This is a genomic window from Anaerococcus groningensis (assembly GCF_046365465.1).
Classification (GTDB): Bacteria; Bacillota; Clostridia; order Tissierellales; family Peptoniphilaceae; genus Anaerococcus; species Anaerococcus groningensis.
On record NZ_JBGMEG010000003.1, the window covers coordinates 18,835 to 35,170 of the forward strand.

Sequence of the window (16,336 nt, forward strand, 5' to 3'; positions counted from 1 at the left end):
TTGCAGATATCTCCATGCGCTGCGCTTCGCTTGCTTAGTCGATATGGAAATGGTGTAACATAGATTCTAGATTATATTTCAATACAAAATCAATTCCCATTTCGACCGAGAAATCTTTGATTTTGAGCGGAGAAATCTGAATTGACTTTATATTTTATCTAACAGATATCTCCACGCATTTCGCTTACGCTCACTTGGTCGATATGGATATAAGATCGCACAGAATGTAAATTTTATTTCAGTACAGAAAAACAACCCCATTTCGACCGAGAAATCTTTGATTTTGAGCAAAGAAATCTGAATTGACTTTCTATTTTATGTAACAGATATCTCCACGTATTTCGCTTACGCTCATTTGGTCGATATGGATATGAGGCCGCACAGAATATAGATTCTATTTCAGCACAAAAACAATACCGTTTCGACCGAAAAATCTTTGATTTTGAGTGGAGAAATCTGCTATATCTTACAAACTCCCTCTAATAAATCAACTCAGCCTTTCTAGTAATCACATCTCCCCTATCAGTTACTATTTCATAGCCAGCATTATCAACCCTACGGCTCAGGCACGCCCTACATTCTGCTGCTTCATCGCCTGTACAGATTTTGTTATCATAAAGTTGATATTGTTTTCTATACATAGTTGGAGATAAGTTTGGCATTAGGACATTTGCCCCTGCCTTTAACCCCATCTCACGACCCAAAGGATTAATGGTTCCTAGGGCAGTCGTTGCTGGGATAAGTGCATATGGGAATAGGATTCTTAAAATAGAGACCAATCTTAAAGTTTTGGTATATGATCCATTTGGAAACTCTTTAAACGGAGTATCGTGGCTGGTTAAAAATGGTCCAATGCCTATCATATCTGGTTCTAATTTTTGTAAAAATCTTAGGTCCTTTATCAAATCTTCTGTAGTTTGGTAAGGGCTATCCACCATAAAGCCGCCACCAACTTGGTAGCCAATTTCTTTTAATTGCCATAAGGCCTCGTGGCGTTCTTCCATTGTCATGCCTGATGGGTGGAGCTTCTTAAAGTGCTCGCTGTCAGAAGTTTCCTGACGCAACAAGTACCTATCAGCCCCCGCATCATAAAATCTTTTAAATGACTCATAAGGTTTTATCCCAAGTGATAAAGTAATAGCTGTGTCAGGGTGGTTTGCTTTTATCTCCTTTATAATATCGACAATCATGTCATCAGTATAATATGGGTCCTCCCCACCTTGCATAACATATGTCCTAAATCCTAACTCATAGCCAATATCAGCACATTGGACAATCTCCTCTGGAGTCAATCTGTAACGGTTAACATTTTTATTTGATTTGCGGATACCGCAATAAAAACAGTCGTTTTTGCAGTAATTGGAAAACTCAATAAGCCCACGAACATAAACAGCATCGCCATATATGTCGCGACGAATACGATCAGCAGTATCAGCCAACCACTCATTCATAGACTCATCCTCTATCCAATTTTTAAGCTCCTCGTCTGTGTAATATGTAGTGTTTTTTAAGTTTGTCATATATCTATTATAGCAATGAATGAGGTGGCTTGTCTAATATATTTTAGTAATTTACTAGGGATTTAAGATATAAAGCAGATATCTCCATGCGCTGCGCTTACGCTTGCTTAGTCGATATGGATGATGTAAGTATACTGGTTTTTTTATAAAATCAAATTTACCATTTCGACCGAAAAATCTTTGATTTTGAGTGGAGAAATCTGCATAAAATTATGCTAGTATTTACTAGTAATAAATTAGCAAAATAATTAACCCCCAACACCCCGAGTGTCATCCTGAGCAAACGAACGAAGTGAGTGCGTCGAAGGATCTCTTTGGTAATATTTATCCTAATCGGGGTTAATGAATGTCTAGGAGACCCTTCGACTACGCTCAGGGTGACAGGTTGGTCTCGCAGTTCTAATATTATATAAGTTCATCAATATTTCTTCTAGAATAAAGAATTCTTCTGACTTCCATTACATCATCTATAACTACGTAAAATATAGAATAATTGCCAACATTTATCTTATAGTATGGATGTTTTCTAGTTTTACTAGAAATATATGGTGCATACATTAAAGGATTATCAAGTCTTTTATAAATAGCTTCTTCAACTTTATCAACTAATTTATGAGCTGCGCCTGGATTTTGCAAATCCACAGTGATATAATCAACTATCTCATTTAAATCCTGCTCAAATAATGGTAAGTAATTAATTCTATAGGTCTGATTGTTCATCTATCCTGTTCCTAATACTATTAAAAACATCATTATGTTCTAATCTCTCTGTATTAGTGTCAGCAATTATATCAGCCTGATCTAATTTTTTCTCAATAGTATCTGTTAAACTTGCATAATGTTCTAAGCTCATTACAACCATTGACCCATACCCATTTTTAGTTAGAAAAACAGGAGAATCAGTACTATTAACTTCTTTTTCAACATCTGTAAAATTATTTCTTAAATCTGATATAGGACGAATATTTATCATAATCTATAACTCCTTTTATCATTATTATATCATCATTTTACATATCTTCAATTATTAATTATTTTATTCAAATAATAAATACAGGTAATATTAATGTATTAACTTTATTACATCATTGGTTCTATTCATATAGTATTATATAATAACCAAGTGAACAGATCGAATGCTCGGAGAGAGCATCTTAAAAAATATTTACGTTGTACGACGAAAAATCTTTCGTTGCACTTATCGCCGCAACGATGCAACGATAAAACTAATATCTATAATAAAGGAACAAAAAAAGACAAGCTTAATTGCTTGCCTTGTGGTCTGATACCATGCTTTGCTACTAGCCTCATGGTCAATGTTAATGTACTTATAAAACACTATATTTCAACAGGTATAATTTTAATAAATTCAATTTTACCCCAACCCACGAAGTGTCATCCTGAGCAGGATTTGCACAGGCAAATTCGTCGCCGAAGGATCCCCTTCCGAATCAAGGACATGATGACAGACTTCGATTTGTAGACTTTGTCATTCTCGACTATGTGTGGAAAATGAAAGAATAGAGGTATCTACTTAAATAAAATTTACGTTGCACTTTCTGAGAAATTAAGTTGATATTAAGTATTATATATCAAACCTATCCAATGAGTATTCTAGCATATTCATATAATCTTTATTAAATCTAATATGTGCTGGAAAATAAAAGTTGAAAATTTCTTTAACTTCCTGTCTATTATTAGTAGTATTATCATCAATTGCTCCTAGATAACTATTTTTAATGTTATTAACTAAATTAAAATGTAAAACAAGCATATTTAATACACCCGTTTCTATATCACATAGCTCTACATCTGGATTAGCTCTATAAGATCTATCCTCTATATAATATTTAATCTTATTATGAGCAAGCAAAGAACCATTGTTTCCAACAGAAATTAGTTTTTTTCTTATTTCTTCATCCATTACTCCATCGACATAATTTTGTACAATTATATTTTGCTTATCAATACTACTTTCACTTGAAGCTTCTATCAATATGCTACCTAGTCTACTTAGTTCATTGAGCATATAATTTTTTTGTCCATCAAACGAAACTTCATAATTTTTATTACTTATATCCATAATTCTATTAGCATTTGAAGCTATGGTATTTGAACTTTTAGAGATATTATTAGCATTTTTACTCATTATGAATGTTAATACACCAAAAATAATTGATAGTAAAATATTAGTAAAAGCTTCTATATTATTAGATATCCAATTAATCATTTGACCTCCAACTCTTTCTTTGTTATTAAAAAATAAATAAATTTAGTATTTTTTTAATTCAAAATTTTGATTCACAGCAGAATATTACATTGATATATTAGTTGTAGCTTAAAGAATTAAATAATTTATAGAAACTTCAATATTACTTAAATACTATATTTACCATTATACAATATAACTTACTTTAATATTCAATTAATCATTAAAATTTATATAAGTATTTTAAATAAAAACATATCAGAATTTCATAATAGATAAACTAATAATTAATCAATAGAAAATTTTTTATCGAGCATTTTTTTTATTTGTTCTATACTGTATTCATTACTATCATATAAGCAGTACATCCGTCCATTTCCTTTTACTTCGTGTCCTATTCCGGTATAATTTCTGCTGTTAAACTCATCATAATCTCCAAATAAATGATTCAGTGACTTTCCAGCGTATTCAATAAATTGAGAAGTAGCTAAACCTCCTAACTCATATTCAAATATAATTCCCTCATACAATAATTTCGTTTTAAGATTATCATACTGATTATTTGCTTCAAACATCTCTTTGATACCCTCTGGGCTCATATACCACCACATATTATCTACCATAATCTAACTCCTTAAATAATGTATAAGTCACTCCTAAACGGATTAAATATTAATGCCTATTATATTCATAGTCTCAATTTAAATGTTTTAAAAAAAGACCCAGGACCAAGTCCTGAGCCTTATTCATTGCTTTTTCTTTTATTGTCTTTTCTTACTTATGAATGAGTCTTAAGCTTCTTCGTAAGAGTTTCTTCTTTTCATAGCTACGAATGCTACACCCATAAGTGCAAGACCTGCTACGATAAAGATTAGTGAACCAATACCACCTGTTTGTGGGATAGTTACTAATTGGTTGTCAACTCTTTTAGCATCTTTTGTTGCATCATCATTAGTTACTGGAGCTGTTCCTTCATATTGAACATCGCCATTATTATATGAGTTAGCATCCACATCAAATCCAAATTCTGGTTTAGTAGGTAGAGCATATCCTGCTGGAGCTTTAACCTCTACTAATGTGTATGAACCTTTTTCAAGTCCAGAAATTTCAAATTTACCGTTTACATCTGATATAAGTTTTACAACATTAGTTGCATCTTGACTATCTACCCATTCATAAGCATTAGCAGCTTCTTTGAATGCCTTGTCATAATCCACTTTTAATTCGGCAATTTTTGCTTGAACTGCAGTCTTTCCAGTGTATTCTTGGCCACCAATTGTAACTGCTAATTTATCATCAGCTACTCTCTGATTTTCTGGTTTAGCTTTATTTTCAGCCACAGCTTTATTCCAAGCATCAATTGCATTTGTATAATTTTCTTTAGCTGTTTCTAGTGCGGTTTTTTGTTCTCCAACTCTTGCTTGACCTTTAAGAGCTAGGAATTTATTTTTAGAATTTCTAACAACGAACTCTGCACCTTCTAGTCTTTGGCCAGAACTTTTGTCAGCCTTAACGAATTTTTTACCATAATATACAACTTCTGGTTCTGATGGGTTAAGTGGTGTTGGGTTCTCGTTATCTTTGGTGTTTGTGATAGCTGCAGCTCCTGATGTATCTGCATTGATTGTTTCATCATATCCAGCTACACGCTCTGCAATAGTCCAATTATTAGTCTTTAATGCTTCACCTTTGAATGTACCAGCATATGCACCTGTAACTGTGAAAGTAATACCATTTCCAAGATCAAATTCTTTATTAGTTTTTTCTTTACCATTTAGCATTACTGATGCATTGATAGTTCCATTAGAAATTGTATAAACTACTTCTGGGTTTTCATTTTCACCTTTTCCAGACCAAGTTTTAGTAACTTTTAATTCTCCATTTTGTTTATCTGGAGTTACTGGAGTAGGTTCTTTTTCTTGAGATGGTTTGTTAGAATATTCTAGTTTAACATCGTTTTTCTCAGGAATATCTTTTACTGCGTTTTTATTTACTTTTGCAGAATATGTTATTGTAAATTCTACATTTTTTCCTGCACCTGCTTCAGGGTGAGTAACTGCATTTAGTTTTTTAAAACCTGTTTCAGTTAATGAAAGTGTGAATCCTCTATCATCAGCTGTAATTTTATAATCAGTTCCTTTTGTTAAGTCAAGTGATGGGTTTGTTGCTAGTTGAATAGTATTTGCATCAAGTGTTAAACCGTTAGTCATTGTATCTTTCCAGTTTAATGTTTGATATTTTGAACCAGCTTGGATTTTTGTTTTAACTTCGTATGGAACAGATTTTCCTAATTCAGCTGTAACTCTTGCTTTTTCTTTTTGATAGTTATTGTAATCAGCACCATGATTTGGGGCAACTACAGGATTTTTACCTTCGCCTGTTTCAGTTGATAAGTCAAAATCATCTTTCTTAACTTCTTCAGCTGTATTTGTATTAGCAAAGTTTTTGTCGATTTCAGGTTTTTCTTCTGTATTCTTTGGATAAACGTGAGCTTCTGTTACAACTCCCTTTTCATTTACTAATGGTAGAGTAATTTTAACTGGTACTGCTTTTGAACCAGCTAGTAATTTGCTCTTGTTACCTTTATCATCAGTACCTTTGTATGTTGATAATTCTGGTATTTCAACAATTGTATATTCTGTTGCTTTGTCTTGAGCAAGGTTTTCTGTATTTAATTCAAGACCATTTTCAGTTGTTAAACCACCAAGTACGGCTTCTTCGAATCCTTCAGCTGTAGGTTCTTGAACAGATGCTACTGATCCATCCTCTGCTAAATATTTTCCATCAGAGTTTTGAACTGCAAAGAATACATCAGGAATTTCATTCAATGTTTTTCCTACTGATTGTAGTTCTCCTAGTTGTTCTAAGTTTTGAGTTCCATCGTATCCTTCTGGTCCTTTTTCGTCCCATGAATCTAATTCATTTTTTGTCATAAGAAGCTTATGAAGAGTAACTTTTGTGGTTTTTTGTGTTGTAGCATCATCTGCATTAGCAGAAGTAAAAGGTGCAACTAATACACTTAACACCATAGCAAAAGCTGCTAAAAATGACATTAGCTTGTTTGTTGCTTTTTTCATATATTTTTCTCCTTTATCATTATTTTGCGAAAAAGCAATTTCTTGTTGATATATTGATTATCCTAGTCCCATGGTAATGTTCGTCTTGTGGAGTGACTAGTGTCACTTATGTAAATTACTAACTACCACTAGCATAACTATATAACAACTTTATTGATTACAATAGATAAAGTGCATTTGAAAATATGTTTAACTTTCTGACCTATCTGGCCAGCTACTATTGTAAGCAATGGTTTGATCTCTTCATAAAACTCCGAAAATACTTTAAGAAATCAATAGTATTTTTTCTAAAAGTGATATCCACTTTTAGCATCGACAAGGTTCTTGTCTAAATTTATTTTACCGAAGAAAGTTTCGTTCTATCATTATTCGTTATTAACTAACTACTTGTAACGAGTTTACATGTCTAAAATAAGTACTGATTAATAATCTCTTTGTTTAAATATTATACGTGATATAGCTGTTTTGTACAATAGTATTTTACTCAAGTTTAATATTCTAAAGTGAACTTTCCAATATCTTAAAAATTGTAGCCAATATGTATAAAATATTAAGATAATTAACAAGGCATATTCCCTCATTTAAATCATACTATTTTAGTATACTTATTTGCATATTGCTTGCAAAGTGTATTTATAAACCCTCAGGAAAATTTACTCTAAATTTCTATATATAAGTATGAGCAAAATATCAATTAAATAATTATTGCTTGAAAGAGTTTAAACTTTAATTTAATCAATTTTTAAATACAAAATGTGATAAAAGCGTTATTTAAAATTAAGCTTAAATTAGCCACGCTCTATTTTAGATATCGAATAATAAAAAGACTTTAGATAGGTATCCAAAGCCTTTCTAATATTCAATTGTTATTTAATTGTAAATCCTACTTATCATATCTATTAGAACGACGACGGTTTTTGTCGTTGACATAGATACCATAGTAAGCAATACCTGCAAGCATAACAGCTGTACCAATTAGAGCAAAGCCAATAAATGTACCGGATCCACCTGTGGATGGGTAGCTTGGTCTACGGTTAGTTACTATCATTTCTCGCTCAATAATATCCTCATCATTGGTTAATGGGTCTATTATTTTATATTGGTCGCTAGATTTGTTTACTATCTTTTCTTCACCAACAGAATCTTCTTTTACCTCTATTATATCAATACTATAATCAGAATCTGATCTTTTATATGTTACTTTCCAAATAGTAGGTAATTTTATATACCCACTTTTAGCTTTAGTTTCTTTAAGGTAGAAAGATTGATCTGCACTTATATCATCAAAGACAATATATCCATCTTTATCTGATGGCATCATATGGCCACCTTGTTCTCTTAGCGCATCTTTAAAGCTATCATACAAAGTAAATTCTACTCCTTGAATAGGATTATTATCCTGATCTTGTTTTAATATCCTGATTTTACCAGCTTGTGGTGGTATTGGGTTAGGGGTAGGAGCAATAGGGTTTTCTACATCCATGTTAGCATCATTTGGTGTAGTTGTTGTTTGAGTTTTCTCAAATCTATTGTAGGTAAATACTGGATGATATGGGTTATTTGTCCCACTTCCTGCATTTTTAGTATCGTAGTTAAGGTTTGAGTATCCTTTAAGACTATTAGTATTTAAGTTAATATTGCTTACTACCGGATAAGAATTATTTTCTATACCATCTTTTAAAGTAAGCTCTGTAGTATAAGATACTGGATCAGGCCCTACATCAACTTGATGGTAATTGTGAATATTCCAAGCATTATTGTGATAAACATCAAATATGTTTTCATCAACCTCATGGGTTAGAGTTCCAGTAAATCCACCAGCCCAGTTCGATACAGTGCTTTTAAGATGGGTATCATCACTGTTATTGGTCCAGTTAACCTTAAAGAAGGATGGTTTGCTGGTGTCTACAATATTAGCTTTAACTCTTACTAAAAATTTCCAATTACCAAATCTTTCTTTTGGAATACTGATTTTTACTGTATTTGTACCAACAGATTTTTTAACATCACCACTTGGATGTCCTTGACTGATAGCATTATCTAAAGTTCCATCACTTTTATAAATGTTTATATTATCTCCAACATTTTGGTTGTCTATGGAGTTCTTTATTTTTTGCTTGTTATATACGTTTAAAACTTCAACATCATTTATAGAGTTTATAGTTGCGTTATCAAGGTTAATATTGTATTGCGTATCCTTATCTACATTACCATTATCATAGGGATTGAGTATTGCATAGTATTCAACTGTTTTACCACTTGACTTAGCATAATGAGAAAGATTCATAAAGTTTTCCCATTCTTTATTATGGACTGTTTTACTCACTGTTTGATTTAAACCTTTGTAGTAATTTCCTTTTAAAGTAGTGGTTAAATAATACTTATTCTCATCCTCTTCATCCTGAGTTAAGGTAGTGTACCATTCTCCATGCGAGTTACTTGTTCTCGGATAATTTATTTTAACAGAATCTGTAGGACTATTTGTAATATCTTTTTGTGTTACGTACTCTCCTAGACCAGTAGTAATAGTTTCAGAGCCTTGGTTCTTTCCGTCTACTATAACTTCACCTTTTTCATTTATTTCTACATTCCATGTTGATTTTTCTCCTAGGGTATATCCCTCTGGAGGATAAACCTCTCTTAGAATATATTTACCTGGAGATATGCCTTGGAAACTTCCCTTACCATCATCATCTGTAAATAATGTTCTCGAATAATCATTATCTATTCCTTGTAGGACAAATTGTGCACCAGGAAGATTTTTCTTTTTTGATCCATCAGTTGGAGCGTCTGTTTTTTGAATATTTATTTTACCAGATTTAAATGATTGGTTTACAAAGTTTATATCAGCAGGATTTGGAGTTGGCGGAGTATATTTGCTACCTAATGCAGTAGCTTCGTTTTGCTCACCCTTAAATGAGTGACCAAATCCTTGGCTGTTTAATGTACCATAATCATCTAACCATTGTCTTGTATATATCCATAAGCCATAATCAGAATCATAGAATACCTTATCTTCATTTGAAACTGCAAAGTCAAATTCAAATACTTTACCATCTCTAAAATTAGGGTTTCTGATAGGAGAGGTCTCAATATGATTTAAGTTTAAATCTAGTTCTAACTTAGGATTTGTAATTTCTGGACCTGCAATCTCCGGATCATTATTTGGCCTATATCTGTAATATGAATGTCTATCATCAGCATAGCCCTGTTGGTTTTCAGAACCAGTATAAAGAGTCAGTACATTATCATAGTTTCTAACTCGTCCATTTCTTACATAAGTATCTTTTTGAGGTTCAATACCATAAGAAGTAGGCATTGCTACTCTATTGTAGTCTCTTCCAATCTCATAAGGAATGTTATATTCTCGGAATTCTTTTAATTCCATATTATCATTCCAGATAAATTGTACTCTAGGCCATCCATCAGTATTTCTAATATATTGATCATTAGCATTGTAATACGCAATGTATTTTATATATCTTTGTCTACCTGGTCCAGGTGTTTGATATTCATTGCCAGAAGCATCTTTATAATAAGTTTGGGAGTAGTTGGTTCCATATTTTACATACTTACCTGGATAATCTCCAAAGTTTACTGGGATATTGTAAGTATCATTTCTTTGTTTTTCTTCATCTACTTTATTGTCATATGAACTGCTAAACTTATTTTCTATAGGATTGTCTAGCATGATGTATCCGGTATTGAATGTACCTGATATGTCCTTATATTTTTGTCTATTTAAAGTCACACCTCTAATTGTAAGTGTAGCATCTACATAATCATATTTATGTCTGGTTAAATAATCTGTAACTGTATAGGTTATTTTATTAGTTACTGGATCTAGTTGACCAGCAGTAGCTATAACTTCATCATTTTTATCAACAATATCAGGGAACTTATCAACTGTAAAAGTAAAGTTTAATTTGTCGTCAAAGTCAAATGTAAATGTATCCCCTTGTTGAGACTTGTTAAATCTTATATGAGTGGAGTATTCTACACCTTCGTTTAACAATAAGTCATATACACCTGGGTTTCCGGATTCTGCTTCTCCGATAGCACGTATTTTACCAGTTTTGCTATCTTTGGCCCACTTGGTAACTGTCATAGTAGGCTTTTCAGGTAAGTATACGCCTCTAGCTAAGGTTATGCCTGATTCATAATCAACTGGAGGTGCAGCACTTCCTATACCTTCATCACCAATCTTATTGCCATCTTTATCATATTTTTGATACCTAACCCTACGTTCATTATTGACGTCTCCAGTTTCAGGGTCTCTTACTTCTTCATTAGAAACTACAATTTTATAATATTCTCCAGTTTTCTTATAACCATCTGGAGCTTGAGTTTCTCTAATGTAATATGTGCCAGGTCTAAGCTCATCAAAGATTAACTCTCCGTTATCATTAGTAAGATCTGAGTTAATAGTATTTCCGTATTCATCTTCTAAAGTAATTGTTGCATTTGATAATCTATTGTTGTTAGAATCTGTCTTAGTTAAAGCAACTGCTGCATCAGGGATTCTAGTATTTGTTATCTCTATTGGGGGAACTGGAACCGAAGTATCAATCTTTTTCATGGCAGGTAGGATTGTATATCCATCTAAAAGTCTAGTTGTGTACTCACCTGACCAGTTAGGGTTTTCATCTAGAGTATAAGCAAATTTATTAGGTCTAACAAGGTTAGTATTATCTAAAGTTGCATTTACTTTTATAATATATGTCCATCCAGATCCAAATCTCTGATGATCGAACTTAACATCGGCTGATTGACCATTTCTATTTACAGTAGTTGATATAGTTTCATTTCTGTTGATAGTCAACTCTATATCTTTTAATCGTTCAAAATCCTTTTCGGTCATTGTACCAGCATTGTATTTATCTTTAACTTCTTCTATCGTCTCTTTATATTCTTTAGTCCAATACTCATTTGTACCAGACCAAGTATCGAAATCTTTAACATCTATATAATTTATTCTGGCATTTCCTGGGTTAATGTGCAGCTTACTATCACGAGCTGATACTCCTGCTCCATCTCTGTAATAAACTAAGTAATAGTTTACAGTTACACTATTATCGTCATTAGATAATGAACTAGTTTCTTCATCTTTTTCTAAAAGAGAGGATTGCTTATCAACACCAATAAACTCAGTTATGCTATTGGTTCTTAGTCCTGCTTTACCATCTTTGGTTTGTCTATCAGATTTATAATCATCAAGAATTGTTAGATATTTAGGTGGTTTAACCTGGGTAAGAATATTTGAACTTGTTTCCCAATAAACATTACCAGTGTTTTCTACAACAATTTGCTCATCTTTTAGATTTCTTAGATATCCTTCAGGAGCCCTTACTTCAGTTAACGAATAACGAGCATTTTGTCCATAGTCATTTGGCTCTACATTATAGAAAGTAACATATCCATTACTATCTGTAACCCCTTCATATGATCTATAGGCATTACCATCTTTATTATTAGAATCAGATGTTGATAGTTTAAATTTTGCTCCCTCTAAAGGTGTTACTCCATCTTTAGCGAGCTTTCTTATTGTTATATCTCTTGGTTCAAAGGTATTATCCCATAGAGCATTACCGCCTGTGCCTACTTTTTTATTTGGTGTGTTATCTATTTGTTCACCTAAAAGTGAGTTTTTTAAAGTGAATGTATTTGATTTAGGATCAAAATAATTTTCTCTTTCAACATATCTACGAGTAGCTGATTGATTATTCGTAGTGTCTGAGCTAGTTGTTGGCTCAGGTAAATGTTGTTTAATAGAATAATTTACCCTAACAAAATTACCTTTATCATCAAATGTCCACATAGGTAAATTTAGTACTTGAGGCTTTTGACTATTCCCATCACTTAGCTCAGGCATCTTTATAGTAGTTATCTTATCATTACCATTAGCAATTAAATCTACTTCGTATGATGGTATAGTTTCCCCACCAATTCCTCTGTGCCATTCCGTATTTATAGTAACATCTTGATTTATGCTTAGAAGCTCTGCCTTATTATCACCACTTACTACAGTAGGTTTTAATGTTTTATCAGAGTCTAAATTAGTATAAAAATCGTACACAACTATAGTTCCTGCCGGATTTATACCTTGAGGATAACTTCCCCTAGATAAGTCTTCTAAGTTTTCAAATTCTTTTTCTCCAGCTTTAATCATTTTCCCACTAATATCTTTTTGGTAATATGTTGCCCTGATTTTTCCTGCCAATTTCTGATTTTGAAGGCTTAATTTTTCTATAGGGAGATATCCTGTGTCATCAGCATTAACTGCATCTGATATAGTCCAATGAGCTTGGGTTGGCTTACCACCATTTGCAGGACTTACATATTCTCCTGCTATTATCCTTCTATTATCATTGGTTGATTTATATACATTCTCATTTTTAGATGTTGTAGTTGTATTATAATATCCAAATCTCTTAGCCACCCCATTATATCCATTTATATTTGAAAGGGTATAGGTTAAGTCTAGTAACTGATGTTTACCACTATTCTTAGCAACCGGGGTATTAAACGTAATTATATATTTACGTCGACCTTCATCGGTTGAGGGCTTGTAGTTATAAGAAAAGTTGATATGTGGGTCTTCTAGTTTATTATTGATTAAATCATTATTAGGTATCGGTTTATTATTTACCTTTAAATCCTTAATATTTCCAAGACCTGATCCATAAACACCAGTCAGATTTACAATTATTCCTAGTTGTGACAAATCACTTATTTGAGGATCTAAATGTTCCCCATCAATTGTAACAGTCCAATCTACAGACTCTACTTCACCTGTTGATGAATTAGTATTTTGTGATGTATCTGTAGTCAATCTTACATTGTACCTAGCATTTGGATCGTAATTATAGGTCTTAGACTGAGCATTTTTAGCATCATAATCTTCACCTACTAATAATCTGTTAGGAGCCATATTTATAGTTCTAGATTTACCATCTGGAGTAGTAATAGTCATCTTGTTATTGATTACAATCTCTTCTCCTTGTTTTATATTGCTATTAAGAGAAAAGTTTTCTGAAAATGGTATAACTTCGTATGCGCTATTGCCCATAGAACTCACATTGTCATTAAGAGTATAAGTTATAGTTTTCTTGTTAGAATCATAAGTTCCATTAGCAATAATTTGGTTTCTAGAATTGTAAAGTGGCTTTACCCTATCAGAATTTTTTATTAAATAATCTGAATGCTCGACCTCAATAGTTGTCCCTGATGGTGTAGTTTGATTAACGTACAAAGGATTAAGTGTTATTGGAAATGATCCATTCAAAGTATATTGTGCGCCCGGTAATACCGCTAGTACCATAGGTTGGATTTCCTCATCATTGTGCTTATCAAGTAGATTCCTAATAGCTTCTTCATTTGCAGAGTAAATCCTATCAGCATCTTCATTAGTAAGCCCATACTTTTCTTCCAATTCGTACATATAGTTTTGAAAGTCTTCTAATGTTGTGTTAGGGTCGTTTAGTTTTTCTTTTGCTAATTCATCTACTGATTTTCCTGTTGTATCTGCTGGTTCTGATTGAACCGTGGTTTCTTCTACTACAGAGGTAGCTTCTTTTGTATCTATATTTGCAACTTTATATTTATCTTCGTTTAGACCTGCTAGTAGTGCTTGAAGTATTTCTTCTGTTTGAGCTTGGTCTAGGTTTTGTTCTTTTGCTATGTCTTGTATTGTAGCTTTGAACTCATCCCAGTTAGTTTCTTCTTTATTATATGATTCTAGGGCAAGTTCGATGTCAGTTGCTGCTTTTTCTAGGTTTTTTGTTAGTTTTTCTCCATTTTTTAGATTTTCTAGGTAAGCTTCTTTGTTTAAGGCTATAGCTGATGTGTCAGATTTTGGATTTTGAGAAAAGTCTTGCTTTCTTTCATCTGCTATGCTATATTTGGAAGGTTTTGCCTCTTCGTTATTTTTTGAAGAATCGCTAGGGAGAGGATCTGCATCATCTGATGCTTGTTCTTCTTCTGTCTTTTCGGTTTTTTCTTCTTTGTAGGTTGGGTTTGCTACTTTTACTCCGTTAAAGGTGTATGCTTTTGCATTTGTATTTTCTTTTATATCTGTTGTTAGGCTAACTTTTGCTATGTAACCCTGTGGTATGGTTAGGTTTAAACTATTTGTAAAGTCTACTGTTTTGCTAAAGGATTGGTTTAGAACGTATCCTTTGTCACTAGCTTCGTAATAGTCGATTTTGATTTGGCTATTTTCTGTGTCTTGGTTTTCGTCTAGGTTAAAGTCTACGGCAAACTCTTTGTCATCTTTTGCATTGATGTAGTCTGTCCATACTAAATGTGCTGGGGTGGTTTGGAAAAGTGTTTTTTCTTCTTTTTTGTAGTCACCCTTATATAAATGAAGGTTATCTTCTTTTTCAACTAAGTCTGATGTTTGGTTTACTAGATTACCATCATTGTCAATTGTGATTTCTGTAGAGTCTGGTTTTGTAGTTTCTAAGGAATATCTTGTTTGAAAAATGTCTTGGTTTGGGGAAGCTATGGTGATATCTAGAGCAAGTTGTGGGGATTTTTCTTCTAGATTTTTTAAAGCTTCTTCTGTTAATTGTGCGCTTAAGTAATAAACCATCCCGTATTGTGGTTTGGTTGCTGTAATTCCTAAAGTTCTTAAATTGTCTGTGTTGTTAAATGCTTTTGGTGTTTTTAGTGTGTTTTCTACATCTATTTCTTTACCATCTGCATCTAGAGCTTGGACTTTTTCTACCTTTAGATCTTTTAAATCAGTGTTTTCAGTTATTCCAAAGGTTGTAGTTTGATTTTCTGTAAACTCTTGGCTAGGATCTTTGGTTTTTACTAGTATTTTATAGTCTAGTTTTCCTGTTGCTTTTGATAAACTCGCTGATTTTTCGATTATATAGTCAGTCGATTCTGCTGTGCTTACTGCTGATTTTAGTAAGCTAGTTTCTGTATTTGCCACTTCTTCTGGTGTGTCATCCTGTGTCTGAACACCCATCACTGATGTGGCTGCTGTGTAAGTATTGCTTTTTCTTTGACTTATAGCAAATACGTTTGTAGGCACAGCCATGATAATTGCAAGCGTTGCTGCTAGCAATTTTACAATAAACTGTTGTAATTTGTTTTTCATAAATCTCCCCCTGATTTATATTTTTTTAAAAATCTGTTTAAATTTTCTCATATGTATAGTATTTTACTTTCAATTATTATACTACTAAATTAGTGTAAAATGTAGAGATTTTTTGTGTATTTTTAGGTATATACATAAAAAAACCAATATAATGTTATTAAAGTAAGAAAATAATATACAATTTCATTAGAAAATATTTATTATCTATATATATTATTAGTTGAAATGTGAGTTAGGTATATACTATACGGTATTTATGGAGTAAATGCACCTAAAATAGTATGATTAGTTGTTTATCTTTGGCGGAATGATTTGTTGGTGAATTTGGTTAAAGTTTTTGTAGATAGGTTATATGGAGGCTTGCTTTGAATATGAGGAATGTCTGACTCGTAGGTAGATCTCTCGACTACGAAAACCCGCT

The 16,336-nt window shown here is 32.4% G+C and carries 7 protein-coding genes; all 7 read right to left on the bottom strand.

Features of this window, described 5'->3' with window-relative positions:
* Nucleotides 1-479: 479 nt before the first annotated feature.
* Nucleotides 480-1,520, bottom strand: a complete 1,041-nt coding sequence (hydE, locus tag AB9Q04_RS01655; protein ID WP_410023652.1) for a [FeFe] hydrogenase H-cluster radical SAM maturase HydE — start codon at nt 1,518-1,520, stop codon at nt 480-482.
* A 405-nt stretch (nt 1,521-1,925) separates the two neighbouring features.
* Nucleotides 1,926-2,240 (bottom strand): type II toxin-antitoxin system RelE/ParE family toxin, encoded by a 315-nt coding sequence (locus AB9Q04_RS01660; RefSeq protein ID WP_410023653.1) that lies wholly within the window; start codon nt 2,238-2,240, stop codon nt 1,926-1,928.
* Nucleotides 2,221-2,493, bottom strand: a complete 273-nt coding sequence (locus tag AB9Q04_RS01665) for a type II toxin-antitoxin system Phd/YefM family antitoxin (protein WP_410023654.1) — start codon at nt 2,491-2,493, stop codon at nt 2,221-2,223. Before AB9Q04_RS01665 ends, AB9Q04_RS01660 begins: the two co-directional genes overlap by 20 nt.
* Before the next feature lie 612 nt (nt 2,494-3,105).
* Nucleotides 3,106-3,750 (bottom strand): hypothetical protein, encoded by a 645-nt coding sequence (locus tag AB9Q04_RS01670; RefSeq protein ID WP_394012204.1) that lies wholly within the window; start codon nt 3,748-3,750, stop codon nt 3,106-3,108.
* Nucleotides 3,751-4,016: 266 nt separating this feature from the next.
* Complete coding sequence (locus AB9Q04_RS01675; protein ID WP_394012206.1) at nt 4,017-4,352, bottom strand: hypothetical protein; 336 nt, start codon at nt 4,350-4,352, stop codon at nt 4,017-4,019.
* Nucleotides 4,353-4,520: 168 nt separating this feature from the next.
* The gene (locus tag AB9Q04_RS01680) at nt 4,521-6,806 is read right to left on the bottom strand and encodes a pilin N-terminal domain-containing protein (protein ID WP_410023655.1); all 2,286 of its coding nucleotides are present in this window, start codon (nt 6,804-6,806) and stop codon (nt 4,521-4,523) included.
* Between the two features lie 883 nt (nt 6,807-7,689).
* Nucleotides 7,690-15,915, bottom strand: a complete 8,226-nt coding sequence (locus AB9Q04_RS01685) for a SpaA isopeptide-forming pilin-related protein (RefSeq protein WP_410023656.1) — start codon at nt 15,913-15,915, stop codon at nt 7,690-7,692.
* Nucleotides 15,916-16,336: the final 421 nt, after the last annotated feature.